26 protein-coding genes are annotated in these 23,845 nt (G+C 66.6%); 15 read left to right on the top strand and 11 right to left on the bottom strand.

What is annotated here, in order from left to right; genetic code table 11:
* The first annotated feature begins 41 nt into the window (after positions 1-41).
* Positions 42-803, top strand: a complete 762-nt coding sequence (locus AC1C2T_RS16110) for an SDR family NAD(P)-dependent oxidoreductase (RefSeq protein ID WP_495359940.1) — start codon at positions 42-44, stop codon at positions 801-803.
* 99 nt (positions 804-902) lie between these two features.
* Here AC1C2T_RS16110 and AC1C2T_RS16105 read toward each other — a convergent pair whose 3' ends face one another.
* Together AC1C2T_RS16105 and AC1C2T_RS16100 are read right to left on the bottom strand one after the other, a co-directional pair.
* Positions 903-1,466, bottom strand: coding sequence for a YceI family protein (locus AC1C2T_RS16105; protein WP_495353945.1), 564 nt, complete (start codon positions 1,464-1,466; stop codon positions 903-905).
* A 103-nt stretch (positions 1,467-1,569) separates the two neighbouring features.
* Entirely contained in the window at positions 1,570-2,739 is a 1,170-nt protein-coding gene (locus AC1C2T_RS16100; protein ID WP_495385981.1) for a glycoside hydrolase family 3 N-terminal domain-containing protein, read from the bottom strand.
* Between the two features lie 78 nt (positions 2,740-2,817).
* On the opposite strand from AC1C2T_RS16100, the gene AC1C2T_RS16095 reads away from it, so the two are divergent.
* The 6 genes from AC1C2T_RS16095 (at position 2,818) to AC1C2T_RS16070 (ending at position 8,915) form a co-directional block, all read left to right on the top strand.
* Entirely contained in the window at positions 2,818-3,957 is a 1,140-nt protein-coding gene (locus tag AC1C2T_RS16095; RefSeq protein ID WP_495359938.1) for an aggregation-promoting factor C-terminal-like domain-containing protein, read from the top strand.
* 17 nt (positions 3,958-3,974) lie between these two features.
* Positions 3,975-4,799: an oxygenase MpaB family protein gene (locus AC1C2T_RS16090; protein ID WP_495385980.1), complete on the top strand. Its 825-nt coding sequence runs from the start codon at positions 3,975-3,977 to the stop codon at positions 4,797-4,799.
* A complete protein-coding gene (locus AC1C2T_RS16085; RefSeq protein ID WP_495353941.1) occupies positions 4,799-5,293 on the top strand; it encodes an Lrp/AsnC family transcriptional regulator in 495 nt (164 codons plus the stop codon). Before AC1C2T_RS16090 ends, AC1C2T_RS16085 begins: the two co-directional genes overlap by 1 nt.
* A gap of 108 nt (positions 5,294-5,401) precedes the next feature.
* Positions 5,402-6,535, top strand: coding sequence for a pyruvate dehydrogenase (acetyl-transferring) E1 component subunit alpha (gene pdhA, locus AC1C2T_RS16080; RefSeq protein WP_495385979.1), 1,134 nt, complete (start codon positions 5,402-5,404; stop codon positions 6,533-6,535).
* Positions 6,532-7,554, top strand: coding sequence for an alpha-ketoacid dehydrogenase subunit beta (locus AC1C2T_RS16075; RefSeq protein WP_495385978.1), 1,023 nt, complete (start codon positions 6,532-6,534; stop codon positions 7,552-7,554). Before pdhA ends, AC1C2T_RS16075 begins: the two co-directional genes overlap by 4 nt.
* Complete coding sequence (locus tag AC1C2T_RS16070) at positions 7,551-8,915, top strand: dihydrolipoamide acetyltransferase family protein (RefSeq protein ID WP_495385977.1); 1,365 nt, start codon at positions 7,551-7,553, stop codon at positions 8,913-8,915. Before AC1C2T_RS16075 ends, AC1C2T_RS16070 begins: the two co-directional genes overlap by 4 nt.
* Positions 8,916-8,952: 37 nt before the next feature.
* Here the strand turns inward: AC1C2T_RS16070 and AC1C2T_RS16065 are convergent, their stop codons facing one another.
* The gene (locus AC1C2T_RS16065; RefSeq protein ID WP_495385976.1) at positions 8,953-9,465 is read right to left on the bottom strand and encodes a hypothetical protein; all 513 of its coding nucleotides are present in this window, start codon (positions 9,463-9,465) and stop codon (positions 8,953-8,955) included.
* 265 nt (positions 9,466-9,730) lie between these two features.
* Between AC1C2T_RS16065 and AC1C2T_RS16060 the strand changes: the two genes are divergently transcribed.
* The 6 genes from AC1C2T_RS16060 (at position 9,731) to AC1C2T_RS16035 (ending at position 14,599) form a co-directional block, all read left to right on the top strand.
* Complete coding sequence (locus AC1C2T_RS16060) at positions 9,731-10,516, top strand: metal-dependent hydrolase (RefSeq protein WP_495385975.1); 786 nt, start codon at positions 9,731-9,733, stop codon at positions 10,514-10,516.
* A 55-nt stretch (positions 10,517-10,571) separates the two neighbouring features.
* Positions 10,572-10,706, top strand: coding sequence for a hypothetical protein (locus AC1C2T_RS16055; protein ID WP_495385974.1), 135 nt, complete (start codon positions 10,572-10,574; stop codon positions 10,704-10,706).
* A 136-nt stretch (positions 10,707-10,842) separates the two neighbouring features.
* The gene (locus AC1C2T_RS16050) at positions 10,843-11,736 is read left to right on the top strand and encodes an ABC transporter substrate-binding protein (RefSeq protein WP_495385973.1); all 894 of its coding nucleotides are present in this window, start codon (positions 10,843-10,845) and stop codon (positions 11,734-11,736) included.
* 6 nt (positions 11,737-11,742) lie between these two features.
* Entirely contained in the window at positions 11,743-12,687 is a 945-nt protein-coding gene (locus AC1C2T_RS16045) for an amino acid ABC transporter permease (protein WP_495385972.1), read from the top strand.
* The gene (locus AC1C2T_RS16040) at positions 12,684-13,490 is read left to right on the top strand and encodes an amino acid ABC transporter ATP-binding protein (protein WP_495385971.1); all 807 of its coding nucleotides are present in this window, start codon (positions 12,684-12,686) and stop codon (positions 13,488-13,490) included. Before AC1C2T_RS16045 ends, AC1C2T_RS16040 begins: the two co-directional genes overlap by 4 nt.
* Before the next feature lie 215 nt (positions 13,491-13,705).
* Positions 13,706-14,599: an ABC transporter substrate-binding protein gene (locus tag AC1C2T_RS16035; protein ID WP_495385970.1), complete on the top strand. Its 894-nt coding sequence runs from the start codon at positions 13,706-13,708 to the stop codon at positions 14,597-14,599.
* Positions 14,600-14,612: 13 nt separating this feature from the next.
* Here AC1C2T_RS16035 and AC1C2T_RS16030 read toward each other — a convergent pair whose 3' ends face one another.
* Positions 14,613-16,241, bottom strand: a complete 1,629-nt coding sequence (locus AC1C2T_RS16030; RefSeq protein ID WP_495385969.1) for a PucR family transcriptional regulator — start codon at positions 16,239-16,241, stop codon at positions 14,613-14,615.
* 152 nt (positions 16,242-16,393) lie between these two features.
* On the opposite strand from AC1C2T_RS16030, the gene AC1C2T_RS16025 reads away from it, so the two are divergent.
* A complete protein-coding gene (locus tag AC1C2T_RS16025) occupies positions 16,394-17,599 on the top strand; it encodes an alpha-hydroxy acid oxidase (protein WP_495359925.1) in 1,206 nt (401 codons plus the stop codon).
* On the opposite strand, the gene AC1C2T_RS16020 is transcribed toward AC1C2T_RS16025, so the two are convergent.
* On the bottom strand, positions 17,596-18,162 hold the full coding sequence (locus AC1C2T_RS16020) for a hypothetical protein (protein ID WP_495359924.1): 567 nt from the start codon (positions 18,160-18,162) through the stop codon (positions 17,596-17,598). The two genes, AC1C2T_RS16025 and AC1C2T_RS16020, sit on opposite strands and share 4 nt — an antisense overlap.
* A gap of 31 nt (positions 18,163-18,193) precedes the next feature.
* Complete coding sequence (locus tag AC1C2T_RS16015; protein ID WP_495385968.1) at positions 18,194-19,339, bottom strand: zinc-dependent alcohol dehydrogenase; 1,146 nt, start codon at positions 19,337-19,339, stop codon at positions 18,194-18,196.
* A gap of 321 nt (positions 19,340-19,660) precedes the next feature.
* Here AC1C2T_RS16015 and AC1C2T_RS16010 point away from each other — a divergent pair, with 321 nt between their 5' ends.
* A complete protein-coding gene (locus tag AC1C2T_RS16010; protein WP_495359922.1) occupies positions 19,661-19,990 on the top strand; it encodes a DUF7882 family protein in 330 nt (109 codons plus the stop codon).
* 188 nt (positions 19,991-20,178) lie between these two features.
* Here the strand turns inward: AC1C2T_RS16010 and AC1C2T_RS16005 are convergent, their stop codons facing one another.
* The 5 genes from AC1C2T_RS16005 to AC1C2T_RS15985 all read right to left on the bottom strand — a co-directional run bounded on the left by AC1C2T_RS16005 (position 20,179) and on the right by AC1C2T_RS15985 (position 23,774).
* Positions 20,179-20,658: a DUF4383 domain-containing protein gene (locus AC1C2T_RS16005; protein ID WP_495359921.1), complete on the bottom strand. Its 480-nt coding sequence runs from the start codon at positions 20,656-20,658 to the stop codon at positions 20,179-20,181.
* Positions 20,659-20,913: 255 nt separating this feature from the next.
* On the bottom strand, positions 20,914-21,486 hold the full coding sequence (locus AC1C2T_RS16000; protein WP_495385967.1) for a DUF3618 domain-containing protein: 573 nt from the start codon (positions 21,484-21,486) through the stop codon (positions 20,914-20,916).
* A complete protein-coding gene (locus tag AC1C2T_RS15995) occupies positions 21,483-21,914 on the bottom strand; it encodes a phage holin family protein (RefSeq protein ID WP_495385966.1) in 432 nt (143 codons plus the stop codon). The genes AC1C2T_RS16000 and AC1C2T_RS15995 overlap by 4 nt, the downstream gene beginning before the upstream one ends.
* Positions 21,911-22,633 (bottom strand): hypothetical protein, encoded by a 723-nt coding sequence (locus AC1C2T_RS15990; RefSeq protein ID WP_495385965.1) that lies wholly within the window; start codon positions 22,631-22,633, stop codon positions 21,911-21,913. The genes AC1C2T_RS15995 and AC1C2T_RS15990 overlap by 4 nt, the downstream gene beginning before the upstream one ends.
* A 130-nt stretch (positions 22,634-22,763) precedes the next feature.
* Entirely contained in the window at positions 22,764-23,774 is a 1,011-nt protein-coding gene (locus AC1C2T_RS15985) for a manganese catalase family protein (RefSeq protein WP_495359917.1), read from the bottom strand.
* Positions 23,775-23,845 lie beyond the last annotated feature (71 nt).

The raw sequence follows: 23,845 nt of genomic DNA, 5'->3' as shown, positions 1-23,845 counted from the left end.
TTCGTCTCGTAAATCGACAGAGGACAAGGAGATCGAAATCCATGAAGAGACTCGACGGCAAGACCATCCTGATCGCGGGATCGGGCGGCATCGGAGCCGGGCTTGCGCAACGCTATGCGGCGGAGGGCGCGAATGTCGTTCTGGGTGACATCGACACGGACGGCGTCGAATCGGTCGCCGCCGGCATCCGCGGTGAGGGCGGCTCGATCGTCGCCACCCGACTCGACGGCGCCGATGAGGCGTCCGTCGGCTCCGCCGTGTCGCTGGCCCTCGCCACCTACGGCGGTCTCGACGGCCTGCACGTGAATTTCGCGAGCATGTCGGGCGATCCCGAGCACGGAGTGCTCGACGTGCCCATGGACGAGTTCGACGAGAGCATCCGGATCAACCAGCGCGGCTACGTGCTCTGCACCCGCGCGGCGCTTCCGCCAATGATCGAACGTGGCAGCGGATCGATCGTCTTCACGAGCTCGGGTGCCGCGTACGTCGCCGAGCCCGTGCGCGTCGCCTACGCGATGGCGAAGTCCGCCGGTCACGCGCTGATGCGACACGTGGCCGCCCGCTACGGCGCTCAGGGAGTCCGGGCGAACGCCATCGCCCCCGGCGTGATTCTGCACGACCGCTTTCCCGCCGAGATCCGTGCGGCGATGGAGGAGTCGACCGTCAAGGCGACCTTCATCAAGTCACGCGTCGGGAATCCCGGCGACATCGCGGCAGCCGGCGCATACCTGCTCTCGGACGATGCCGGCTATGTGACGGGCCAGGTGCTCTCTGTGGACGGCGGCCGCACCGTTCGCGCCTGATCGAGCGCGCATCCGCGGGTCCGGACTCTGAATCGGACTCGCACGCGTACGGCAACGGCGGTCGTGCGCTGTGCACGACCGCCGTTCCCGCCATGCCGACTACTGGTCGAGCGAAGCCTGCAGCTCGAGCGTGATCGTCACCTGATCGCCGAGCAGCACGCCGCCGGTCTCGAGCGCCGCGTTGTACATGAGCCCGAAGTCCTCACGGTTGATCACGGTCTTCGCCGTCGCGCCGCCCTTGTAGTTGCCGTAGGGGTCGCCGCCGAAGCCGCCGAACTCGAAGTCGAAGGTGACGGGCTTCGTGATGCCGCGGATGGTGAGATCGCCGTCGACCTTGAAGTCGCCCTTCTCGACGCGCACGCCGGTCGAGACGAAGTCGATGGTCGGGTGGGTCTCGGCCTCGAAGAAGTCGCCGGTGCGCAGGTGCGCGTCGCGGGTCGGCTCGTTCGTGGTGACCGAGGCGACCTCGGCAGAGGCGGTGACGCTCGAGTCGAGCGGGTTCTCAGCGGTGACGAAGGTGGCGTCGAAGCGGTCGAACTTCCCCCTGACCTTGCTGATCATGATGTGGCGGATGCTGAAGCCGACCTCGCTGTGCGTGGTGTCGATCTTCCAGGTGCCGGCGCGGTATCCGGGGATCTCGATCGTCGAGGCAGTGGTCGTCATATTGGGCAGTCTCCCGTGTTCGATGTCGTGGCGACCGTTCGGTCACACCTATGCAAACGCATATAACACCGAGAAATTCCCCGCCGGAGAGAACAGCACGAGTTCAGCTCGCGAACGAGCGGCGAAGCGTCAGGACTCGCTCGACCGCGTCGTTCAGCTGGGCCTCGCTGATCCGGCCGGCCTGCACAGCACCCACGATCGAGCCGACGAGTCCGTCGACCGAGAGGCCGAATGTCGACGGGTCGGCGGGCAGCACGTAGAGCAGTAGGTCGGCGCCGGCGGCGACCGCGCGAACGGCGTTCTCCCCGGGGTCGGCGTACTCGGGGAGACCGTTGTGCGCCAGCATCAGCATGTCGTCGGTGACCACGACGCCGTCGAACCCGAGTTCGTCGCGCAGGATGCGATGCCAGGCCGGCGAGAGCGATGCCGGCGCCGCGTCGACGGCCGGATAGGCGAGATGACCCGTCATCACGAGTTCGGCCCCGGCATCGACACCGCTCGCGAAGGGCAGCGCCGGCGCCGCGCGCCACTCTTCGAGCCCGAGCGGCGCCGTTGGAATGCTCGAGTGCGAATCGCCGGGCGCTGCGCCGTGGCCTGGGAAGTGCTTGAGCGTGCTCGCAACCACTCCCTGCTCCCCCGCTACGGCGGCCGCGACCCGCTCCGCCGAGCCGGCTGGGTCGGTGCCGAGCACTCGCCCGAAGATGAACGAATCGGGATCTGCGGTGACGTCGGCGACGATGCCGAAGTTCACATTCACCCCGCTCGCGGCGAGCGTCGCCGCTCGCGCCGCGAAGGCGTCTCGCGCTGCTGCAGCGGGCACGGCCCGCAACGTGTCTGCGGCTGCCGCCGCATCCCACGAGAGCCGCTGCACCTCTCCGCCCTCCTCGTCGATGCCGATGAGGAGGGGTGCCTCGGGGTCGGTCTGTACGGCTGCGGTGAGCGCCGCGAGCTCGGCCGGCCCGGCCGGCACGTTGTCGCCCATGAGGATGAGCCCGGAGACGCCCGCGTCAGCGTAGGCGCGAAGCGGTGCAGGATCGGTGCCGGGCGCGTGCAGCATGAACAACGCCGCTGCCTTCTGCTCGATCGTGAGCCGCGACATCCGCTCATCGACCCACTCGGCGATGGGGTCAACGGGTGTCGGAGTCACCGAAGGGGTCGACGTCGGCGACTCGTTCGCGCCCGGGGTGACGGGGGACGAGGATGTGCAGGCCGTCACCGCGAGCAGCACCGCCGTAAGTACGAACGGCAGTGCAGCCATTCGCTTCACTCGCATCCGGACAACTCTACGCTGCGTGTCCGAACGTCCGCCGAGCGGCGCCGTAGGTAGACTCACGGCCTCGAAGGGGGTGCTGTGCGGGGAAGATCGAGGTTCGCAGCGGGCGCGGCGGCGCTGATCGTCGCCGCCCTCGTGCTGCCCGTGGCTCCGGCGTTCGGCGAGGACTATCCGAGCTGGGAGGAAGTCGAGGCCGCGAAGCAGGATGTCGCCTCGCGAGAAACCGAGGCGACGCGCATCACCGCCCTCGTCGATTCCCTCGAGGCCGAGTCCGCTCGGCTCGGTGATGACGCCGTCGAAGCCGCCGGGCTCTCCGCCGTCGCGGCGACCGCACACGAGATGGCCGAGCTGCGTGCGACGACCATCGCTGCGGCCTCCGAGGCCGCAGCCGTAGAGGCCGCAGCGTCGGGCGAGCGGCTCGGCCGGGTCGGCGCCGTACTCGCCAGATCGGGCGGCGCGGATGTCACGCTGCGCCTGCTCCTCGCCGATGACGGTTCGACCGAGCTGTTGCAGGGCCTCTCCCGCGCAGCGCAACTCACCAACATCTACGGCGCCGTCGCCGATCGCGCGACCGAGGCGAAGGCTCAATCGCAGGCGCTCAGCGCTCAAGCAGACGTCGCCGAACAGGAGCGGGAGCGCCGTGCCACTGAGGCGGCCGAAGCAGCCGCCGCGGCCGAAGCAGCACACGAGGCGGCCGAGACGGAACTGGCCGAGCAACGAGTCGTCGTCGACACGCTCTACGCCCAGCTCGCAAGCCTTCGTGACCGCACCGTCGAACTCGAACGACAGTTTCAGGTCGGTGAACAGATACGCAGGGACGCCGAAGAGCGGCAGAAGGCCGCCGCAGCGGCCGCCGAGGCCGCCGCCAACAGCGGCGGAGTGGGCAGCGCCCCGCCGCCCGGCGTCGTCGTCGACACCGCCGGCGCGAAGGCCTACGCGGCCGACGCCGTCGCGCGATACGGATGGGGCAGCGACCAGTACCAGTGCCTGGTGCTCCTCTGGACGCGCGAATCGAGTTGGCGGGCCGACGCCTACAACGCCTCGAGCGGCGCCTACGGCATTCCCCAATCGCTGCCCGGCAGCAAGATGGCCAGCGCGGGGTCCGATTGGCGCACGAACGCCGCCACCCAGATCGAATGGGGCCTCACCTATATCGCCGGCCGCTACGGCGCCCCATGCGGAGCCTGGGCGCACTCGGAGGCGAACAACTGGTACTAGCGGTACAACTGGTACTCATGCGCGAACATGACGATCGAGCGGTGTTCCGCCGCCACGGCGCCGAAGGCGTGCTGCTCCTCGGCGGCGGCGCAGCGATTCTGCTGCAACTGGCCGACCCCAGGGTTGCCCGCGGAGTCGCCCGGCACAGCGCCTTCCGCGAACGCCCGCTGGATCGACTGATCGGAACGCTCGACTACGTCTATGCCGTCGGATTCGGCGACGACGCGGTCGCAGCAGCGGCGGTGCGCACGGTCAACCGTCGTCACGCACCCGTGCGAGGCGGTGCAGACGGGGACGGCCCCGCCTACAGCGCGTTCGACGCCGACGCGCAACGCTTCGTCGCCTCGACACTGCTCGTGGTGGCGCTCGACCTGCACGAACGGCTGTGGGGTGCGCTGCCGCCCGAGACGGGGGACGCGATCGTGCAAGGCTACGCGCCGCTCGGTGCCAGCCTCCAGTCGGCCGGTGAAGGATGGCCGGCGAGCCGCGCCGAGTTCGACGAGTGGTGGGCCGATCGGGTCGCCGCGCTCGACGTCGGCCATGAGGCCCGCGCGGTTGCGCGGAGCCTGCTCACCGAGACATCCGCTCTGCCCTTCGGAGCCGTTACTCTACTGCCGCTCGTGCGCCTCATGACCGCGGCGCTCCTGCCGCCTTCGATGCGCGCGGCGTACGGGTTCCGTTGGACGCCCCGCGTCGAACGCGTCGCGAACGGATGGCTCGACACGATCGGTACGCTCTGGCCGCTGCTGCCGCGGGCGATCAGGCACGCACCGATGCGCATCTCGCTCCGACGCGCGGAGCGCCGCAGCCGGTACGCTGGGCGTGAGCCACAAGGACGATGATGACCCAGCAGACACCGCACCGGAACGACGGGCTCGACAGCATCGACCGTCGCATCGTCGCCGAGTTGAGCCGCGACGGCCGGCTCTCGGTGCGCACGCTCGCCGAACGAGTGCACATCTCGCGCACCGCAGCCCACAATCGGGTGCAGCAATTGCAGCAGCGCGGTGTCATCACCGGCTTCGGCGCGCAGATCGATCGCAAGGCCATCGGCCTGAACATCTCGGCGCTCGTCGTCGTGCGCATCGGCGAAGTCTCGTGGGAGTCGATCGCCGCGAAGCTCGCGACCCTCCCCTTCGTCGAGAAGGTGCAGGCCGTTTCCGGTGACATCGACATCATCCTCACGGTGAGCGCCCCCGACCACGAGCAGTTGAGTCAGGCCATCCTCCGCGACATCCATGACATGCCGGGTGTGGTGTCGACGAGATCGCACCTGATCCTCGCCGAGTTGGAGGGGCATCCGCCCGCTCAGACGCTGGACATCTGGCGCGCCTGAGCCTCCGCTGAACGGACGATCGGTACCGCTTTCGAGCGGGCGGAGCCGTTCGTTCACGGTTGCACGAGAGCCCCTCCGCGGCGCACGAGAGTGTCGCACGATGAGGACATGACCCTCAATGTCGAGCACGCATCCGTTCGCACCCTGCCCTCTGAAAAGCCACTGCGACTGCTCGACAACGCCGGCCACGCGGTGTCGGGCGCTGCGACCGGTGGCTTCGGTCTCCCCGACGCAGAGACCCTGCTCGAGCTCTACCGAAAGATGGTCATCGCCCGACGCTTCGACGTGCAGGTCACCGCGCTCACCAAGCAGGGTCGTCTCGCGACCTATCCCTCGGCTTACGGTCAAGAGGCGTGTGAAATCGGCGCCGTCTCGGCCATCACGGCTGACGATTGGCTCTTCCCGACCTACCGCGACAGCATCGCGCTGCTCACCCGCGGCATCGAGCCGGGCGACATCCTCGCCTCGTTCCGCGGCGACTGGCACAACGGCTACGACCAGCACGCGCACCGCACCGCCGCGCAGGCGACTCCGCTCGCGACGCAGACGCTGCACGCTGTGGGCCTCTCGCACGCGGCGAGGCTCCGCCACGATCCGATCGTCGCCCTCACCTTCCTCGGCGACGGCGCCACGAGCGAGGGTGACGCGCACGAGGCCTTCAACTTCGCCGCGGTCTGGCAGACACCGACCGTCTTCGTCGTGCAGAACAACCAGTTCGCGATCAGCGTGCCCCTCGAGCGCCAGACGCGCGCCGCCACGCTCGCCGACAAAGCCGTCGGGTACGGCATGCCGGGGTATCACGTCGACGGCAACGACATCGCCGCGATGTACGCGGTGACCCGCGCGGCGGTCGAACGCGCGCGGAGCGGCGGCGGTCCGACCCTCATCGAAGGCGTCACCTACCGCATCGAGGCGCACACGAACTCCGACGATCCCACTCGCTACCGCACCGCCCGCGACGTCGAGCACTGGAAGCGCCGCGACCCCATCGAGCGACTCGAGAAGTACCTCGTCTCAGAGGGCGCGCTCACCGAGGCGACGCGCACCGAGATCGCGGATGCCGCCGAGGAGCTCGCCGCACGCACCCGCGACGTCATGACGACCGAGGCCGAGCTCGATCCCCTCGAGCTCTTCGATCACGTCTACGGGCGGGAGCGCGCAGCGCTCCTCGAGCAGCGCGCCGCCCTCGAGGCCGAGATCTCCGCCGGTGCGTTCGCACAGCATGCAGGAGCCACGCGATGACCGCGACCGTGACGAGCGCCACGCCCGCCGAGGCATCCGCCCCGACGCAGCTCACCATGGCCGGGGCGCTGAACGCCGCCCTGCGCGACGCGATGGCGGCCGACGATCGCGTCGTCGTCTACGGCGAAGACGTCGGGCCGCTCGGCGGCGTGTTCCGCGTCACCGACGGCCTGCAAACCGAGTTCGGCGACGACCGCATCTGGGACTCCCCGCTCGCGGAGTCGGGCATCGTCGGCACCGCGATCGGCATGGCGATGTACGGCATGCGACCCGTGGTCGAGATGCAGTTCGATGCGTTCAGCTACCCCGCGTTCGAGCAGATGGTCTCGCACGTCGCGAAGATGCGGAACCGCACGAAAGGGCGCGTCACGCTTCCGATGGTCGTGCGCATCCCCTGCGCGGGGGCGATCGGCGGCGTCGAGCACCACTCCGACTCCTCTGAGTCGTACTGGACGTCGACTCCCGGCCTGACAGTCGTGATGCCGTCGAACCCCGCCGACGCGTATTCGATGCTGCGTGAGGCGATCGACAGTGACGACCCCGTCGTCTTCATGGAGCCGAAGAGCCGCTACTGGTCGAAGGCGCCGCTCGCCCTGCCCGTGACGACCGCGCCCATGGATCGCGCCGAGGTCGTGCGCGAAGGCACCGACGTCACCCTCATCGGCTACGGCCCCACCGTGCGCACCGCGCTCGAGGCCGCCGAGGCAGCGGCCGAAGAGGGCCTCTCGATCGAGGTCGTCGACCTGCGCAGCCTCTCCCCCTTCGACGACGCCACCGTTGGCGCTTCAGTGCGCAAGACCTCGCGAGCGGCTGTCATCCACGAGGCTGCACAGTTCGGCGGCTACGGCGCCGAGGTCGCCGCCCGCGTCACCGAACGCAACTTCCACCACCTCGCCGCGCCCGTGCTTCGCATCGCGGGATTCGACATTCCCTACCCTTCACCGAAACTCGAGGAGTACCACCTGCCGACCGCCGACCGCGTGCTCGCGGCCCTCGACAGCTGGGAGTGGGACGCATGAGCCGCGACTTCATCCTGCCCGACCTCGGCGAGGGCCTCACCGAGGCCGAGATCGTCGCATGGCTCGTCGCGCCAGGCGATGAGGTGACGATCGACCAGGTCGTCGTCGAACTCGAGTCTGCGAAGTCCGTCGTGCAACTGCCGACACCGTTCGCCGGCGTCGTCGAGTCGCTCGGCGGCGAGGTCGGCGACGTGCTTCACGCAGGCACCGTGCTGATGAGGCTCGGCGGCGAGACTTCGCCGGCGGATGCCGCGGAGCCGGCCGAACCCGGCATCGTGACGAGCGAGACCGCGCTCGCCGAGGAGTCCGGCGCCGTATTGATCGGCTATGGCACGCGACAATCGACCATCACGAAGCGCGCCGCGTCGGCACCCACGCGCTTCGGCCGTCGCGGCAACGGATCGGCGGGGCCGCGTTCAGGCGGAGCCGCCCGACTCGACGCCGCACGCCGCTCCCCCGTGGTCTCACCGATCGTGCGTCGCCTCGCCCGTGAGCACGGCTTCGACGCCAGCCAGCTTCTCGGATCGGGGCCGGAGCACCTGGTGATGCGGCGCGACGTGGAGTCGTTCATCGCCGAGCAAGGCGAACCGGCGGTCGAGCAGACTGCTGCGTCATCCATTGCCCCGTCGCTCGAAGCACCGCAGCCTGCGAGCACGACGACCGACCGCGACGGCGACCGCCGCGTGCCGCTCGACCGCATGGCGCGCGCCGCAGCCGCCCACTTCTCGCGCTCGCGCCGGGAGATCCCCGAAGCGACCGTCTGGCTCGACGTCGACGCGACCGGACTCCTCACTGCCCGCCGCCAATTGCAGGAGGCGACTGGTGAGCGGTTCGGCATCACGGCCCTCATCGCCCGCTTCGTCGTCGCGGGCCTCGCCAGGCATCCGTCTCTGAATGCGAGCTTCGACGCCGAGCGCGAAGAGCTCGTCTACCACTCGGCCGTGAACCTCGGGCTCGCCGCGCAGACCCCGCGCGGCCTCCTGGTACCGGTCGTGCACGGCGCCGAGCGGATGTCGCTGCGCACGTTGCGCGACGCCATCGTCGCTCGCACCGGCGAGGCCGCGACGGGTGTCTTCCCACCGTCGGCGCTCACCGGCGGCACGTTCACGCTGAACAACTACGGCACCCTCGGTGTCGACGGTTCGGCCGCGATCATCAATCACCCCGAGGCGGCAATGCTCGGCGTCGGCCGGTTCATCGAACGCCCGTGGGTTGTCGACGGTGAGCTCGCCGTGCGCACCGTGACCGAACTGACCATCTCATTCGACCACCGCGTGTGCGATGGCGCGGAGGCGGCCGGCTTCCTGACTTTCATGGCGGGGTGCATCGAACGCCCTGTCGCAGTTCTCGCGGAGCTCTAAGGCCCGAGCAGGTCTCCCAGCGCTGAACAGCTCCCGATCAGAAGAATTCGTCGGGCGTGCCTGCGGCGCGCTCGACGTCGCGCGTCTCCTGACCGGCGGCGGTCAGCTTGGCGACGGCGACGCGCAGGCCCGACTCCATCTGGGCCGCCCACGCGTCCGACTCACGGGCGCTCACCTCGGCTGCGCGTGCACGGGCATCGGCCGACTCGGCCGCATCTCGAGCGTCTTTCACCTGGCGGAGCGCGAGGGAGATGCCGTAGTACGCGACGACCATCGTGGCGATCGGAGCGGCGATGATCGCGAGGGCACTGATCGCGGGCCCCGTCGGGCTGAAGGCGATGAGCAGCGCGAACGCCAGGAAGAGCACCAAGATCGCTGCCAGCACGACGAGCATGAACCGGAGGTCGCTGCTCCACTTGCGTCGCTCGACCGAGTCCACGGGCGTGTGAGCGGCAGGCGGCACCCCATCGTCGGGCGCGGGCGCGAAGTTCGGCACCTCGTTAGCGCCGGTCTGCTCATCGATGGTCGGACGAGTGTACGCGTCGGACATCAGTTCTCCGCTCCCCTAGCATTCAGTCAACCTCCCAATTGTGGGTCGCGAGGCGCGACGGGTCAAGGCGCCGCGCGGCGCTGACCTCGCGCAGCCGTGTCACCCGTGCACGATACGGTCGAACGGCCCGGGCGCAGCCATTCGAGTGACGGTGTGCTGATGTTCTCCGGGCGTCGACCGCCGCACTTCCAGCACGCAGTCGGAGTTCACACGACTCACCGAAGCGGATGTCGCACGCCCGCAGAAGAAGGAGCACGCCACCGAGATGATGGGCGTCAACCATGCCACGAGCGGCGCCGCCGCCTGGATCGCCGCGACCGGAGCCATGCCGTACTTGACGAGCGGCGCGTACCCGCTCGATCCGGTCGGCGTCGTCGCCGGATCCTTCGTCTGCGCCGGCGCGGCGCTGCTGCCCGATGCCGATCACCACAGCGCGACCATCGCGCAGTCGGTGCCGATTCTCGGCCGGCTCGCCGCGGGCGCCGTCGGATCGATCTCAGGCGGTCATCGCCACGGTGCGCACTCGCTGATCGCAGCGGCGATCGTCGGCATCGGCGCATGGGCACTGACCTTCCTGACACTCACGACCGAGCGATTCGGCACTTTCTCCGTCGGCACCGTGATCGGCGCCGCAGCGCTCATGTGCTTCGCAGTCAAGGCGCGCGGCCTGGTCGGATCGTGGCTGACGGCGTGGGCCCTCGGGGCGGCGTTCGGAATGCTCCTCGTGCTGTTGGCTCCGAGCAGCATCGGCTGGTTCCCGCTCGCCGTCGTGGTGGGGTTCGTCGCCCACCTCGCCGGAGACCTCCTCACCACCGGTGGTCTGCCCGGGCTCCTCTGGCCGATCAAGCCGAAGCCACCCAAGCTGCTGCGAAAGGCGCCGGTCATCAGCAGCATCTGGCGCCCGAACGGCTACATCGCGCTGCCCGTGCTCGGCGACACGGGATCGCCGCGAGAGATGGCGTTCGGATCGATGCTCGCCCTGTACGTGTTCGTCGGGGTGGCGCACGAAGCGCTCCTCTGGTGCGGCATCGACCTCCTCACCCTGCTCTGATTCGGGCTCGCCGACCACGGTCGCTCGCGTCGCCCGAGCTTGGGATCGTCGCGGAATGGACCATGCGCCGGTGCTCACCCCGCTGCTGGGCTCAGGCGCGGATGCCGAGCCACTCGTGCGCCGCGACCACGAGTGCCTCGACGCCGGTCGGCTCGGCCGTCCAGCGGCGCGGACTCGGGAGCCGGCCTGAGGCGAGCCGAGGCGACTTTGTTGGAGGGTCCAAGGTCGATGGGCGCCCTCTGTACGAGCACCCATAGTGTACGAATGAGATGGCTCCTAGGCTCAACTCACTGCCTCTCACCCCAACTGCCGACAAAGGACGTTCTATGCGTGCCCGATTCTTGATCCCTGTACTTGCGGCAATCGCCGCTCTCGCCTTGACCGGCTGTGTCGACAACTCCGCGACGAGCGGAGGCAAGTCGCAAGACGACGCCGAGCCTGCCACCATCACCACAGATGATGCCGCAGCTGCACTGCTCCCAGAAGACGTTGCGACGGCCGGTGTTCTCGTTATCGCCACGAGCCCGAACTACCCGCCGAATGAGTTCAAGGATGAAGCCGGCGAGCCGATCGGTTGGGGCATCGAAGTTGCGGCCGGCATCGCGGCCAAGCTGGGACTCGAGCCGAGCTTTGAGATCGCGAACTTCGAGAACATCATTCCGGGCATCGTCGGCGGCACGATCGACTTGGGCGAGTCGTCGTTCACCGACACTCCGGTGCGGCAGGAGCAGATCGACTTCGTGAACTACTACAGCTCCGGCACCCAGTGGGCATCTGCGGCGGGCGAAACGGTAGATCCAGATGACGCGTGCGGGCTGACGGTCGCGGTTCAGGCGACGACGAAACAAGACGTCGTCGAGCTGCCAGCCAAGAGTGACGCCTGCGTTGCCGCAGGCAATGAGCCGATCATCAAGTTGCCGTTCGACACGCAGGACAGTGCGATGAATGCGGTTGTGCTCGGTCAGGCTGACGCCGTCACCGGGGCAGCGCCGGTCATTCTGTACGGCATCGAGAAGACCGGCGACGAGTTGCAAACGGCTGGAACGATGGCCGAGACCACCTTCTACGGCCTTGGTGTCGCCAAGGACTCAAAACTGGTGAAGGCCGTGCAGGCCGCGCTGCAGTCGATGATCGACGACGGATCGTACGCGGCGATCCTCGAGGACTGGGGCGTTGGTGACGGGGGCATCGACGAGGCCACGATCAACGCGGGCATCTAGGTCGCCATGAGTGCACCTGCCATCAAAGCGGTTCGGCTGCGGCATCCGTGGCGCGCGGTATTCGCCATCGTTCTGCTCGCCGTCATTGTCTTGTTCCTCATCGATGCTGCCGGGCGCACGGCCTACGACTGGCCGACCGTCGCGCAGTATCTCTTCGATCGGCGCATCTCGCAGGCGGCGTTCGTCACAGTCCAGCTGACCGTGTACTCGATGGCGCTCGGCATCGTCATCGGACTCGTCGTCGCCGTCATGTTCCTCTCACCCAATCCCGTGGTCAAGGGTGTCGCGTGGGCGTATCTGTGGATCTTCCGAGGCACACCGGTCTATGTTCAGCTGGTGTTCTGGGGGCTGTTCGCCACCATCTACCAGACCATCGACATCGGCATCCCGTTCACAGAGCCGTGGGCGCAGTTCAGCACCCAAGCATTGTTCAGCGCGTTCTTTCTCGCCGTCATCGGCCTCGGCCTGAACGAAGGCGCCTACATGGCCGAGATCGTGCGGGCCGGCATTCTCTCCGTCGACAAGGGCCAAGCGGAGGCTGCGACCGCGCTCGGCATGAGTTGGGGGCAGACGATGCGCAAGATCGTCATCCCGCAGGCGATGCGCGTCATCATTCCGCCAACCGGCAACAGCGTCATCGGCATGCTCAAGACGACCTCGCTCGTGACAGCGGTGCCGTTCACGCTCGACCTCTATACCCGCACCCGAGACATATCGGCCGAGACGTTCAACCCGATCCCGCTGCTGCTCGTCGCATCGATCTGGTACCTGTTCTTCACGTCGATCCTCATGATCGGCCAGCACTTCCTCGAGAAGCGCTTCGCCCGCGGGGTCGGTGAGATGCGACCGGATCGACCAGCCGCACCGACCGGGGCCATTCCCGAGATCGACGGCGGACTCGCGAACGCCGCGGCGACCACGACCTCAAGAGATTCGGGCACGCACTCATGACAGAGACATCCGCACTCACGGTAACCCCGGTGGGGGCATCCGAACCGCCGATGGTTCTGGCGGAACACGTCTCGAAGAGCTTCGGCTCGAACGAGGTTCTCACTGACATTTCGCTGACGGTGAGCCGCGGCGAGGTCATGTGCCTGGTTGGGCCGTCCGGTTCCGGCAAGTCCACTTTTCTGCGCTGCATCAATCACCTCGAGGTCGTCTCGGCTGGTCGATTGAGTGTCGACGGTGAGCTGATCGGCTACCGAGAGGGCAGCGGAAAGCTCTACGAGCTGGCACCCAAGGATGCCGCCAGGCAACGTCGCGACATCGGCATGGTGTTTCAGCGATTCAACCTCTTTCCGCACATGACCGCGCTCGAGAACGTCATGGTGGCACCGCGAACGGTCAAGGGGCGCGCCAAGGCGAAGTCCGAGGCGCACGCCCATGAGTTGTTGGATCGAGTTGGGCTCGCGGCGCGATCCGGCTACTATCCCGCGCACCTCTCCGGTGGCCAGCAGCAACGCGTCGCAATTGCTCGAGCCCTCGCGATGGAACCGAAGCTGATGCTCTTCGATGAGCCGACAAGTGCGCTCGACCCCGAGCTGGTCGGTGAGGTGCTCGAGGTCATGAAGGGGCTCGCCCGCGACGGCATGACGATGCTCGTGGTCACGCACGAGATGGGTTTTGCGCGCGAGGTCGCGGATTCGCTCGTCTTCATGGATAGAGGAGTGGTGGTCGAATCCGGCGACCCGACACAAGTGCTCACGAACCCGCAGCGCCAACGTACCAAGGACTTTCTCGCCAAGGTCCTCTGACCGCACACGTGCATTGAACGGGCGCCAGCAAGACACCTTGGCAATTCTTCACAAGCCTGCGCTTCTGCGCTCGGACAATGCTCCATAGAGCGTCGGCGACAGGGCTCCTAGGCTCAACCGTGTTGTACCCCGCTCACCTGCTTCGCCGATGAATCAGTGACAACTGGCATCGGCTGAAGTCCACAGCAGCCGTAACCAAAAGATGAGGACCCCCAATGCGCACCAGACTCGCCCTTCCCGCACTCGCCGCTGCCGCAGCCTTGCTGCTCACCGGTTGTGTCGACAACTCCGCAGCAGACCCCAAGGCCGATGACTCCGAGACCATCGATGCCACGGTCAACGCCGAAGCGGTGGCTCTGCTTCCGAAAGACGTTGCCGAGTCGGGCAAACTCGTGATTGCGACGAGCCCCAACTATCCGCCGAACGAATTCAAGGACGAGTCCGGAACCCCTGTCGGCTGGAGTATCGAGCTTACGGATGCGCTCGCTGCCACCCTCGGTCTCGAGCCTTCCGTCACGGTCTCTCGCTTCGAGACCATCATTCCCGGCATTGTCGGCGGCCAGATCAACGTGGGCAATTCATCCTTCACCGACAACCCGGAGCGTGAAAAGCAGGTCGACTTCGTCAACTACTTCACGGCCGGGGTTCAGTGGGGTTCTCGCACAGGTGAAGACGTCGACCCGGCGGATGCCTGTGGCCTCAAGGTCGCTGTTCAGGCCACGACCTTCCAAGACACGGACGAGGTTCCCGACAAGAGCGCAGCGTGCGTCGCAGCAGGTAAGGCTCCGATCGAGAAGCTGCCATTCGACACTCAGGATGCCGCGGTCAACGCCGTCGTCCTCGGCCAGGCCGATGCCTTCAGCGCCGATTCGCCAGTCTCCCTGTACGCCATCTCGAAACTGGCGGGCAAACTACAGCTCGCGGGCGAAACCTTCGATGTGTCGCCGTATGGCTTTGCTGTGATGAAGGATTCCGGCATGGCCGAGGCGGTTCAGGCCGCGCTCCAGGGAATGGTTGATGACGGCTCGTACGCCGCCATCCTCGACGACTGGGGGGTTGCGTCCGGTGGTCTCGACGAAATCACGATCAACGCCGCAACGGCCGGATAACGCGAACCGTCGGCTACAGCTGATTCGCGCTCAGCTGTAGCCACACCAGCAGCCTCGTCTCGGGCGAGCTGAGGTTGACGCCGAACAGCGGTTCCACGCGCGACAGCCGGTATCGCACCGTGTTCGAATGCAGACCGAGCTTCGCCGCCGTTTCGATCGCGTTCGAGTTGCAGTCGAGAAACGTGCGAATGGTCGCCTCGTACGCGGTATGGCGGCGCGCATCGTGCTCGGCGATGCGCGCCGCAAAGTCGCCGGGCAGCTGACCGGACTCCCGCAGCGCCGTAACAATGTGGCGCAGCTGGAGGCGAGCGCCGAACGATTGCGAGTCGGCCACAATCTCATCTGAATCGGCGCTGACGCGCCCGTCGTCGACATCCTGCAACAACATCGCGAGCACTGACTCTGCGTCGATGCGTGACTCAACCGCGCCGATGATCGCCTTCCGGCTGCCCATTCCCGCCAGAACCGAGCGGCCAATGGCGCGACGAGCGTGGTGCGCGATGCGCAGCACGGCAGCACGCTGAAAGAGCAAGGACGAGGTGGGACCGTGCGGCAACACCATATAGATGATGTTGTCGGCTACGCCGCAGATGGCGCCGGGCAGCCATACCGCGCAGGCGGTGCGCACTGTGTCGAAGAGCTGCATGCTCAAGCGCACGGTCTCGAGGGCGCTGCCAGAGGCCCCGCTCACCGAAATCGCCACTACCTGCACCTCATCCGAGGCAATGCCGAGCTGAAGGGCTGCGAGCTCTGCCCGATCGCGTTCGAAGAGCAGAGGGTTCACGAGCTCGATCGTGCGTGTCCGCTCGGCATCGTGATGCGTGCGCCGGTGCAGGAGATGCAACGCGGCCACGTTCGCCGCCTCGAGCAGGACACGGTTGGTGTCGTCGTCGGCCGCATCGGCAGCGTCGATCAGCCAGAGTGAACCGAGAACGACATCGCCCGCGCGAATGGCCACGGCAACACGCGTCAAAGAGTTCTCTTCTGGTGCAACGCTCACCACCCGTGGCGCGGCGTGCACGCGACGGTAGTCCTGGTCGTTCTGGGCTGAGTGCGGAACGTGCAGGCGAAGAATGGATGCCCGTCTGGTGTCGTCAATCGGCTGCTCCGGCAGCGTGGAATAGGCAAGCACCGTCTGGTCCGGATCGGAGATCGCGACCGCACCACCGGCCAGCGAGGCGACGACGTTCGCCAGCTCGAAGAGATCGCCCGGCCGAATGTCTACGAGCGAATGGCTCGATTCTCCTTGCGGGACAATGGCGGCGCGGAAGAAGTCGGCGAGCTGATCCCACGGAATATCGTCTGCGGCCCTGAACGCGGCAACGCCGGTAGCCCGGGCGGATTCGCGAAGCGTGGCATCCGCACCGCCGTATGACTTGTAGACGACCGCCGCGTAGCCGGCATCCGCGAGCCGCTCGAAGTGCGCCCTGAGCTCCGACTCGACTAGCGTCGTGCCGATGAGCAGCGCGAGCGCGCCGGGAAATCGCTTGGACGGTGCACAGAAATCGCGGATCGTCACTCCCGTGACGCGAGGCGGCTCTTCGGCCGGCGTTTCAACCAGCGCCGCGACTTCAGAACCGACGGCCCTGGCGACCTCAACGACGGTGGGAAGGCCCTCAGGGAGCAGACCTTGGTATCTCATTACAGTCTCGCACTCCCGACTTCGTCATGGCATCCATAGTTTGCGGCCGAATCAGATTCTAGGCTGACGGACGGCGCGTGAGGATCGCGTTGTGAGTGGCAGAGGGGTGTTCCGTGAGACCAAGCGATGTACGGCAGCTAGTGCAGCTCAAGATGCCGGTGCTCAGGCGCCAGGACCGCGTCGTGAGGGACTGCTTTAGCGTGGCCGAATATCGTTCAGCAGCGAAGCGGATGCTGCCTGCCGGTATCTTCGACTACCTCGAGGGTGGCGCAGAAGACGAGGCGACGATGCGCCACAACCGGGAGGTCTTCGACCGTTGGGGTCTCATTCCTTCGTGGGGGCCCGTTGTCGATCTGGACACCTCGACAACGATTCTGGGGCGTGCTTCAGCGCTGCCTCTCACGCTCACACCCACGGGCGCAACCAGACTGTTCCAACGCGAGGGTGAGTCCGCCGTGGCGCGAGCCGCGACCACTGCCGGTATCCCGTACGGACTCGCTGGATTGAGCACGGTGTCGATGGAGCAGATAGAGCGCGAACAGCCGGACCTCGACCGGTGGTTCAACGTCAGCCTGTCGCCCGACAAAGGGGCGATGCAGGACAAACTCGATCGCTGTGCGGCCGCCGGATACCGGGCGATCGTGGTCACCCTCGACACCCGCGCACTCGGCTCACGCGAGCGTGATCTCCGCAATGGATTCACGGCGCCGCCCTCTCTCACCGTCGCCTCGATGTACGGAATCGCCACCCGCCCAACGTGGTGGATGAACTTTCTGCGTGCTGAAGGCATCCGCTTCCCCAACCTCAATGATTCGGCCTCGCTCGCCACGCCGTCGATGTGGGAGCAGATCCTCGGACACTCCGAGGCGAGTCAGGGGTGGGATGACGTTGCAGCCCTGCGTGAGGCGTGGTCGGGCAAGATCGTGCTCAAGGGCATGGTGAATCCGGCCGACGTGGTCAGGGCGGAGAGCATTGGCATCGATGCCGTGCAACTGAGCAACCACGGCGGGCGACAGCTCGATCACATGGTGAGCCCGATGGACGTCATTCAAGAGACGCGTCAGCGGCTTGGCGACTCAATCGAGATCTACGTCGACTCGGGAATCAGACGCGGCAGTGACATGGTGAAGGCCATCGCGCTCGGCGCCGACGCCTGTTCCATCGGCCGCCCGTATCTTTATGGACTGGCTGCGGCAGGCACCGCCGGCGTGGTCGGCGTCATCGCCATCCTCGCCGAAGAGCTTCGCAGAACGATGACACTTGTTGGCGTCTCGTCGATCGCGCAACTCAAGGAGCGCGGCCCCGACATCGTGCGCGAGCTGCGTGCGCCGGCTGGTCGGTCTACTACTGCCGGTTAACGAGGCCGCAGTGCCCTTCGCACACCTCGCACGAGAACTACCGCGGTGAGGACCCAGGGGCCGGCGATGAGGATCGGGTCCAACCAGGTGTGCTTCAGGTCCACCCTTCCGCGCCCGAACCGTGATGCGAGCGGCCGTCGGCCGCGTTCACCGAGCACACCCGTCTGGGTGATGGGGTTGTCCGGCCGCGCAGACGCGAAGGATTTCAGGTGTGCGGTCACGGCATCGACTCGGTCGGCGAGGATGAGCAGGAGCCAGTGCGCGGACTGTCCTTCGCTGTACGCCTCGTACGCCCGTCGACGTAGTGCGCCCGCGAGTCCTTTCAGCGGCTGTGCGGTACCGAAGACAGGCGTGAGACGCAGGTGCTCCACCGATTTTTCGCGCCGACCGGAATTGGCTTGTTGCTCGGGCAGATCCCAGTGGGCGCCTGTGTGGATTCCCGGCTGTTCGCGCGGGAATGCGGGACGCTCAGAAGGGTCGAGGTCCGCGCCCCAGCCGGGAATGCGTGCGCGGAGCTCCTCGGCGGTGGGCATGGTTCCTGGCTTTTCAGACGTGTACGGCATGATTGTCCTTCGAAGTGATGGAGTTCGCAGCTCAGGGTGTCGGCGTGACGACCGTCTTGATGCAGTCGTCGAGCTTCGACGAGAACATGTGGTAACCCTCGGCGATCTCATCCAGAGGGATGCGGTGGGTGATCATTTCGCTCGGCGAGATGACGCCGTTGCGGATGTGCTCCCATAGGCGTGGCCATTGTCGTTTCACGGGAGCCTGATTCGTGCGAATGGTGAGGCCTTTGTTCACGGCATCGCCCCACTTGATCGCGCTGAACAGCGGGCCGTAGGCCCCCAGCACCGAGACGGTTCCGCCCTTACGGACCGCGTCGATCGCCCAGTTGAGCGCCACCGGCGAGCCGCCCTGCAGCTTCAGCTTGGCGGAAGTCACGTGCTGCAGCACGTGGCCGTCCGCCTCGGCCCCGACCGCATCGATCACGACGTCCGCGCCCAGGCCGTATGTCAGGTCCTTCAGCTCGCGCACGATATCGTTCACCTGCCCGAAGTTCACCGTCTCTGCGAATGCGAAGGTCTTCGCCTTCTCCAGCCGGTAGTCGAGGTAGTCGACGACGATCACGCGACCGGCGCCCATGAGCCAGCATGAACGCGCCGCCGCGAGACCGACGGGTCCAGCCCCGAACACCACAGCCGTATCGCCCGCCACGATGTCGGCAAGTTGCGCACCGAAGTACCCCGTGGAGAACGCGTCGGTCAGCATCAGGGCATCTTCGACCCCGATGTCAGCCGGAATGACCGAAGGGCCGACGTCCGCGTACGGCACCCGGACCAGCTCGGCCTGACCGCCGTCGTACCCTCCGGCGGTGTGCGAGTACCCGTAGATGCCGCCGACCGCAGTGGCATTGGCGTTGACGTTGTGACAGTTGGAGAACAACCCGCGTGCGCAGAAGAAGCACGAGCCGCAGTAGATGTTGAACGGAACCATGACGCGGTCGCCGACCTGGACGTTCTGCACCGACGAGCCGACCTGCTCGATCGTGCCCACGAACTCATGGCCGAAGGTATGCCCGACCCGAGTGTCCGGCATCATGCCGTGATACAGATGGAGATCTGATCCGCAGATCGCCGCCAGCTCGACCCGCACGATCGCATCGTTGGGATGCTCCAATCTCGGATCCGCCTTCTCTTCGACACGAATCTTGTACGGTCCTCGATAGACCATGGCTTTCATATCGCACCTCCCAGGCATGCAAGCATCACCCCGTTAGCGAACGAGTCGCAGGGGGTTGCACCGATGGCCGAGGCATGCAAGCGCGGGCGTCGAAAGCAGCGGCCTCGCTCCACATATCGAAGCAGGGGGCATATCGAAGCAGGGGGTCGGCCCGCGGACATCGAGCTGGACGATTCGTGCCATCTGTCCTTGAGCACGCCACCGCCGCGTGTCTATCATCGGCGTTAAGTATTGGTTCCGTCGTGGATCTCTCCTTGAGAGTTCGTCGCGCATCCGGTTGCCGCTCGACCCAGGCACCACCGGTGTGGAAAGGGGGCACCGATGGGTCTCTTCATTTACAACAACAAGCTCGAGATCGAAATGGACGATCGGACCCTCGCCCATTTGCAGGTCGTGATCGTCGACAAATTCCGCCGCAAAGAGAAGTTCGCACTGTCCTTGGTGGCGAAATCTCGGACAGTGACGATGTGGATGACGCCACAATCACGACTGCAGTTCGTGTACTCGGAGAGCCGGAGACCGACGCTGAATCGTGCGTGGCTCTACGCACTCTCGGACCTGGTCGGCATGACCGGGATGCTCGGTTTGGTTCAGGAGCCGGCCGAACAGGTCCCAACGGGCGAGAGCGAGCGAATCCGAACCGGCGGATGAGCGATCGGACGTTCAATCGCCACGCGCCAGTTCTGACGCTCCGTACGATGTCGGAATGGGCACTCAACTATCGCTGGAGCTGCAGGTGCCCCGCACGGTAGAACGGTGGCGCTGCGAATGTCAACTGATCACAAGGTAACCAGACTGCGTGCGGCTCGCCCGCAGAATCGGCGAGAGCTACGCGCCGTCTAGCTGGCTGTGCCGGCGGTGCGGTCGCCCCTTTCGCGGCGGCCGAGGACGACGCCGAGCACGATCATCGCCACCGCGAGGAAGGCGTGCAGCCAGTTGTCAGCGGAGTTCAACGGGACGAAGTTCGCGGGGTGATCACCCGAGAGGAAGAGCCCGTATACGAGCAGCAGCGCGTACACCGCTCCGCCCCAGATCAGGTAGTTCTTCGAGAACGCGAAGCTCGCCGCGGCGGCGAGCCCGACGATGCCGTAGAGCAGATGCACCAGATTGTGCAAGATCGACACTTGGAACACGCCGAGCAGCAGGGCCTGCGATTCGTGGCCGGCGAACTGAATCGTCTCCAGGTCCGCTGTAAGGCCGGGGATGAATCCCGCGATGCCGACGACCACGAAGACGATGCCGAATACCAGGGCGACCTTCTGGACGGGCGTTTCGGCGTAGCTTGTGCGATCCGCCGTCGGGCGAACGGTGCTATGCATGACAACCTCCTCATCGATTCGGCACTCGCACCTTGCCGAGGCCGCGGAACCCGCGGGTTCCTCGCGACATGGTCCAACAGCCGCTCGAGAACAGGCAAGGGGGTTGACGCACGCGTATTCGAGTTGGCCGACTCGGAAAGCGTCTCGCCGGAAGGACTGGGAGCTCGCGGCCGGGGCGGCGAGCCGCGCGGCGGCCGTTGAGGCCCGTCACGCCCGGGCGTCCAGTGGCGTCGACACCGTGGCATGTACGGTCAGTCACCCGTGACCCGCCCCGGCGTCGCCGCCCGCGGCGTCGGCCCGCACCCCTTCGACAGCCTCCGCGCCCTCGGCCTTGACGGTCTCGACGGCGTCGGCGGCGCGATCCTTGACGGACTCCGCCGCATCCTTCGCTGGCTCCTGCAGGTGCTGGGCGGAATCCTGCACTGCAGCCTTCATCTCGTCGACGAGCGGCTCGGCAGCGTCCTTCGCCCTCTCGGCGACGCGCTCCTCGAGCTTCGATGCGGGAATGAACGACGCTGCGAGCAGGCCCGCGCCGAACGCGATCAAGCCGACCGCCACGGGGTTGCCCTGAGTCGTCGAGGCCACCCTGTGCGGGGCATCGGCCACACCCGAGCCTGCGTCCGACAACGCGTCCCGCGTTCCGTGGGTGGCATCGGATGCCGCGCCCATCACTCGATCCTTCAGCGCGGTGAACGCGTGCTTCACTTTGCGCCCCTGCCGCTCGGCGATCTTGCCGGGGCTCACCTTGTCGGCGAGGGCGTCGACATCCTGGCCGAGTTCAGCTCTCGTGCGTTCGATGTCCTCGCGGATCACATCTGGATTGCTCATCGGTTCTCCTCATTTCGCTTCAGTGCATCGGGAATCTCCTTGATCGTCTCCACGGTCTCGGGCATGCCGGAGATGGATTCGATCTCGCGCTTGCCGACAAGGGCGAGGACAAGGGCGACGACGCCCCAGAGAGCGGCGACGATCAGCGCCGACCACGCGTTGCTTATCAGGTAGCCGAGCGCCCACCACAGGGCGACGGACAGGAACGCGAGTGCGAGGAAGCCGGCAACACCGGCGCCGCCGAACATGCCAGCGCCCTTGCCCGCCTTCGCTGCGGACTCCTTCAGCTCGGCCTTGGCGAGGTCGACCTCCCGGCGCATGAGCGTGGAGATGTCGCGGGATACCTCGGCCAGCAGCTCCCCGACAGAGCTCGCGTCGGCCTGTCGCTCGGACGGCGTGCGGGTCTCGTGGAATCCTGGATCGCTCACCGCAGATCACCGACCTCGGTCGGGAACTCGGAGTCGGCTCCGAAGGTGCCGGTGGCGCGGCTGGAGCCGGTGCCGGCTCCGACACGCGTCGCGCTGGGCGCGACGGTCTCGCGAAGGGGCGGAGCAGGCGGCGCATCGAATGCCATCGTCGGGGTCGAGTCCGTCGATCGTGATGGCCCGTCAGACGAGTCATTGCCGGATGACGAGGCGAGCGCTCTGGCCAGGCGACCGACCACGAGTCCCGCGCCGATTGCGATCGCGATGAAGACGCCGGGGCGCCGTCTGGCGAACTGCTTCACGTCCTCGACGACGGTGCCAGGGTCGCGGGTGCCGAGCCAGGTCGCGACAGAGTCGATCCGATCGCCAGCAGCGCGCACGAGCTGCGGCGCGTAGCCGTCGTCGTCCGATTTCTCGGCCATCTTGGAGAATGACGATCCGGTCGCGTGCAGGGCGTCAGCGACACGGGTTTGCTGCGTGGCAGCCTGCTCGCGCAGTTCGTCGCCCACTTGCCCCGCAAGCTTCTTCGCCTGGTGGCCGGCCTCCGATGCGACCGATCGCGCCTCGTCCTTGGCCGTCTCGGCGACCTGGTGGGTGGCTTCGCCTGCATCTGCGGCGAGGGAGGACAGCGTGCCGTCACTCTCCGCCCCGACACCGACTCGCGATGACTCCGTGGTCGCAGGCGAAGAGCCGGCGGTATCCGGAGTAGTCGGCTTGCTCATAGTGATGCTCCTTCTCTCGTTGGTGGATGGCCAACGCTAGGTCGGCGATCCTCGGTGAAACAGGCCCTTCCCTTTTGACGGATCGCGGCGTATAACGCGCGAGCCGGTCTCGGAAGGCCGCGCGCCTGCATCACTTCTTCGACGGACTCTGGTTCTTCGGTTGAGATTTGGTTCGGGATGCCGCAGCGGAACCCACGGGGCCGAACAGCGGATCAGCGGCCTCGGCCATCTCCATCTCTGCGGTCGCCTGCACGAGCGCGAGGAGATCGGGATCGAGGCCGGGCGCGTACTCCTCGAACCGCTCAGGAGCGATCGTGGACGGCACACCCTCGGGCGCCTGCTCGCGTGCATCGAGCTCGGTGCCGTCGTTCGAGGGCGACATGCCCCGGAAGATGCGGCCGGCCTCCGACTGCCCCGCGAGGTCGAACGTGAACTGCTTGCTCTGCAGGTTGAGGTCGAGCAGCCGCTTGACCTCTGGGAATTGCTCGGCGTTCGTCTTCGGAATGGGCAGCAGGGTGTTCCACTTCACGCCGAGCGATTCGAGCGCCTTCGCATAGGCGTTCTCATGGGCCTGATCGCGCACGATCAGGTACGAGATCGTGGAGCGCGCGGTGGCGTTGTCCGTCATTTCGTAGATGCGGCACTTCTGCAGCCGGCCGGTGGACTCGAGCATGAGGTTGTAGAGCAGGTCGAGCGGCAGATTGCCCGAGTTGTAGACGTAGCTGCCGAGCCACGGGTTGCCCGCTGCATCGACCGGCATGGCGCCCTGCGCTCCGACCAGGTAGTGGTGGATATTGCCCTCGTCGAGCGCGATCTTCAGCGGGGTCGCGCCGCCTGCCCCTGGTTCGTCAACCGGGTCGGTGGGCTTGCCCTGGTACCGCGGCGATCCGTCGAGCAGCCGAGAGATCGTGGTTCCGATGAGTTCGACGTGGCTGATCTCCTCGGTGCCGATTCCCTGGATGAGATCCCGGTACGGCTTGCCGTCCGGCCCTCGGAAGTTCATCGCCTGGAACAGATACTGCATCATCGTGCGCATCTCACCGAACTGTCCGCCGAGGCCCTCCTGCAGCGCGTTCGCTGCACCCGGATCCGGCTCGTCGGGAACGATCTCGTTGATCAGTCGTTGCACGTGGAAGAACATTTCTACCTCCTGAATTGCTCCGTCGTCGTCGCGGAGGAGGCTAGGCTACGTTGGCGATCGTCGACGCGAGT

Source organism: Agromyces sp. Y558, assembly GCF_059445415.1.
Note: the sequence above shows the minus strand (reverse complement) of the source record. Positions and strands in the feature narration are given on the sequence as shown.